The sequence below is a fragment of the Burkholderia sp. HMSC10F09 genome (assembly GCF_001806955.1).
GTDB classification, from domain to species: domain Bacteria; phylum Pseudomonadota; class Gammaproteobacteria; order Burkholderiales; family Burkholderiaceae; genus Burkholderia; species Burkholderia multivorans.
The window spans coordinates 1-3,993 of the sequence record NZ_KV786535.1 but is presented as its reverse complement, the minus strand read 5'-3'; the positions used below and the strand labels follow the sequence as shown (position 1 = coordinate 3,993).

Annotated in this window: 3 protein-coding genes; all 3 read left to right on the top strand. The window is 69.9% G+C overall.

Going from position 1 to position 3,993, the window contains the following annotated elements; genetic code table 11:
• The first annotated feature begins 111 nt into the window (after positions 1 to 111).
• On the top strand, positions 112 to 981 hold the full coding sequence (locus HMPREF3115_RS03245; RefSeq protein ID WP_006399646.1) for a branched-chain amino acid ABC transporter permease: 870 nt from the start codon (positions 112 to 114) through the stop codon (positions 979 to 981).
• On the top strand, positions 978 to 3,542 hold the full coding sequence (locus HMPREF3115_RS03240; RefSeq protein ID WP_070553415.1) for a branched-chain amino acid ABC transporter ATP-binding protein/permease: 2,565 nt from the start codon (positions 978 to 980) through the stop codon (positions 3,540 to 3,542). The genes HMPREF3115_RS03245 and HMPREF3115_RS03240 overlap by 4 nt, the downstream gene beginning before the upstream one ends.
• Positions 3,539 to 3,993, top strand: a 455-nt coding sequence (locus HMPREF3115_RS03235) for a shikimate dehydrogenase family protein (protein WP_371089350.1), incomplete at its 3' end; no start/stop codon positions are given. The genes HMPREF3115_RS03240 and HMPREF3115_RS03235, both read left to right, overlap by 4 nt.

Here is a 3,993-nt window from a genome sequence, read left to right as displayed (position 1 = left end):
CGCCTCGCCGGCGCATGCGCCGGCAAGCCTCGAGCGGATCCCGCGCACGCTGCCCGCCCCGCGCCCAAACGGCGCGGCGCTGGCCCGGCGGGTCGCACACTGGAGATGGGCATGGCAGAAATGGTGTTGTCCCAGGTTGCCAACGGACTGGTGCTGGGATTCCTTTACGTGCTGCTCGCGATCGGGCTGTCGATCATCTGCGGGCTGCTCGGCATCGTCAATTTTGCGCATGGCGCGCTGTTCGCGCTCGGCGCGTATTTCGCGATCGCGCTGTCGACGCAGTTCGGCTGGGCGGCCGTCGTGCTCGCGCCGCTGCTCGTCGCCGCGGTCGGTGTGCTGATCGAGGTGGTCTTCATCCGGCGGCTGTACGGCAAGGAGCCGCTGCTCAGCCTGATCGTCACGTTCGCGCTGTCGCTGCTGATTACCGCGCTGACGCGACTCGTGTGGGGCGCAGGCGGCCTGCCGTTCAGCCCGCCCGACGCGCTCGGCGGCCTGCTCGTCTACGGGCCGCTGCTGATCACGAAATACCGGCTGTTCGTGCTCGGCGCGACGGTCGCGATCCTCGTCGCGCTGTGGTGGTTCATGAACTACACGCCGTACGGGCGGATCCTGCGCGCGGGCAGTCGCGATCCGGAGATGGTCGGCCTGCTCGGCATCAACCTGCCGCGCGTGCTGACCGGCGCGTTCGCGCTCGGCGCGCTGCTCGCGGGCGCCGCCGGCGTGCTGGCCGCGCCGCTGCTCACGGTCACGCCGGGCATGGCGACCGCCGCGGTGATGCCCGCGTTCGTGATCGTCACGATCGGCGGCCTCGGCTCGTTCGCGGGCGCCGTGGTCGCGGGCCTGCTGGTCGGCATCGTGACCGCGCTGGCCGTGCAGTTCTTTCCCGAAGGCTCATCGGTCGCGATGTACGTGCTGATGGCCGTCGTCCTGCTGGTACGCCCTCGCGGGCTGTTTGGCGAACGCTGGGAGCGCTTCGAATGAAACTCGGCCATCTGACCTGGCACCCGGTCGCGGTGCTCACCCTCTCGCTGGTCGCCGTGTCGCTCGCGCTCACCGCGACCGGCACACCGCTCGAACGCGCGACGCAGATCGCGATCTACACGCTGTACGGGATGGGCGTGAACCTGCTCGTCGCCTACACGGGGCTGGTGCCGTTCGGCGCATCGGTGTTCTTCGGCACGACCACCTATCTGGTCGCCGTGTCGCTGCTGCACGTGCTTGGCAACGAGGTGCTCGCGCTCGCGGCCAGCGTGATCGTGACGACCGTGCTGGCCGCGCTGATCGGCGCGATCGTGTTGCGCCGGCGCGGGCTGTACTTCTCGCTGCTCACGCTCGCCTGCTCGCAGATCGCGTTCGAGATCGCGTTCAAGTGGACCGACGTGACCGGCGGCGAAAACGGCCTGCAGAACGTGCCGCGCCCGACCTTCCCGACGGCCGCCGCCTTCCACGTGTTCGCGTGCGTGACGGTGATCGCCGTCGCCTGGCTGCTGTGGCGCATCGTGCATGCGCCGTTCGGGCGCGCGCTGCAGGCGTTGCGCGACAACGAGCAGCGCGCGGCGAGCCTCGGCTACGACACCTACCGGCTCAAGTTGCGCGCCTTCGTGATCTCGGCGGCCGTGATCGGCTATGCGGGCGGCCTGCTGTGCCTGATGCTGCAGGGCGCGTATGCGAACAACCTGAGCTGGGAACACGCGGGCGACAGCCTGCTGATGACCGTGCTCGGCGGCGTCCACCAGTTTCTCGGGCCGCTGTGGGGTGCGATCGCGTTCATCCTGCTCGAGGACAAGCTGAGCAGCCTCACCGAGCACTGGTGGCTGATCTTCGCGCCGATCGTCATCGCATTCGCGTTCTTCTCGCCCGAAGGCATCCACGGCATCGTGCAGCGCGTGCTGCGGCGGTCGCGCTGGACACTCGTGCGCGACACGATTCCCGCGCGTCCCGACGTCATCGCACCGTATCGCGCAAGCCGCATCGACTCCGATCCCGCTACGCCGGTGCTGAGCGTGCGCGGCCTGTCGAAGCGTTTCGGCTCGCTGGTGACCGCCGACCGGATCGACCTCGACGTCCATCCGTACCGGCTGCACAGCTTCATCGGCCCGAACGGCGCGGGCAAGACCACCTTCTTCAACATGCTGACCGGCGTGCTGTCTCCGAGCGCCGGCACGATCACGTTCGACGGCCGCGACGTGACGAAGCTCGCGATGTTCCGGCGCGTGCGGCTCGGCATGAGCCGCTCGTTCCAGATCCTCAGCGTGTTCCGCAACCTCACCGTGTTCGAGAACGTGCGTGTCGCCGTGCAGGCCGCGCAGCACGATCGCCTCGGCCTGTGGCGCGACGCGCACAAGCTCGACGAACAGAATGCGCAGACCTGGTCGCTGCTCGCGGCAGTCGGCCTCGTCGAGCGCGCGGCGCACGCGTGCGAAAGCCTGTCGCACGGCGAGCAGCGCCTGCTCGAAATCGCGCTGTCGCTCGCGACGCGCGCGCGCCTGCTGCTGCTCGACGAGCCGCTCGCCGGTCTCGCCGAAGCCGATCGCGCGCGCGTCGCCGCGATCATTCGCGAGCTCGCGAACCATCATGCGGTGCTGCTGATCGAGCACGACATCGACCGCGTGCTGACCATCTCGGATCGCGTCAGCGTGCTGCATCGCGGCCGTCTGATCGCGGACGGCTCCCCCGCCGAGGTTGCGCGCCATCCGGAAGTGATCGAAGCGTACCTCGGTCATGCGAAAGGCGAACGGCCGGTCGATGCGCGGCTCGCCGCGCGCGACGACGAAGCTCGCGCGCACGACGGTGCGGCGGCAGCCGCGCGCCGGCCGCTGCTCCGTCTCGAAAACGTAAAGGCGGGCTACACCGGCAACACGATCCTCGACGGCATCGACATCACGCTGCACGAAGGCGAAGTGATCGCGATCCTCGGACGCAACGGCGTCGGCAAGACGACGACGCTGCGCGCCGCGACCGGCGTCGCCGACGTCACGGCCGGGCGCATCACGTTCGACGGCCACGACATCACCGGCCGCCCCGCGCACGAGATCAACCGCCTCGGCCTCGCGATGGTGCCCGAGGGCCGCAGGCTGTTCCCGAACCTCACCGTCGCGGAAAACCTGCGGCTCGCCGCGCGCAAGGGCGGCGCGAGCGTCGACGAGATGTTCGCGCTGTTCCCGCGCCTCGCGACCCGCAAGGACGCGCGCGCCGAACACCTGTCGGGCGGCGAGCGGCAGATGGTGGCGATCGCGCGCGCGTTGATGGCGCCCGCGAAGGCGATCCTGCTCGACGAGCCGTTCGAAGGGCTCGCGCCCGCCGTCGTGCAGGAAGTGCTCGACGCGGTCGTGAAGCTGCGCGAGCGCGCGAGCGTGGTGATCGTCGAGCACCAGGCCGACATGGTGCTGCCGATCGCCGACCGCGCGTACGTGCTCGTCAACGGCCGCGTCGCCCACGAAAGCAGCGCGGCCGCGCTCGAACAGGACGCGGCCACGCAGGCAAGACTGCTCGGCATTGTGCATGACGATGCCGGTTCAACCCTGGAGATGAAAACAGCATGACTTCCCCTCTGACCGCGCCCATTCCCGTTTCGCTCGACGAAGGCCTGAGCGGCGCGACGCGCATCCACTTCATCGTCGGCGACCCGATCGCGCAGGTGCGCTCGCCGAACGGCGTGACGGCCGCGCTGCGCGAGGCCGGCCGCGATGCGCTCGTGGTCCCCGCGCATGTCGCGCCGGACCATCTCGCGGCGTTCTTCGCGGGCGTGTCGCCAATGCGCAATGTCGACGGCGTGATCGTCACCGTGCCGCACAAGTTCAGCGCCGCCGCATTCTGCACGAGCCTATCTGACGAAGCTGCGTTCCTCGGCGCGGTGAACACGCTGCGCCGCACGGCTGACGGCGGCTGGCACGGCGGCATGTTCGACGGCATCGGCTTCGTCGCCGCGCTCGCCGACGCCGGCTGCGACCTGCGCGGGAAGCGCGCGCTGCTGGTCGGCGCGGGGGGCGCCGG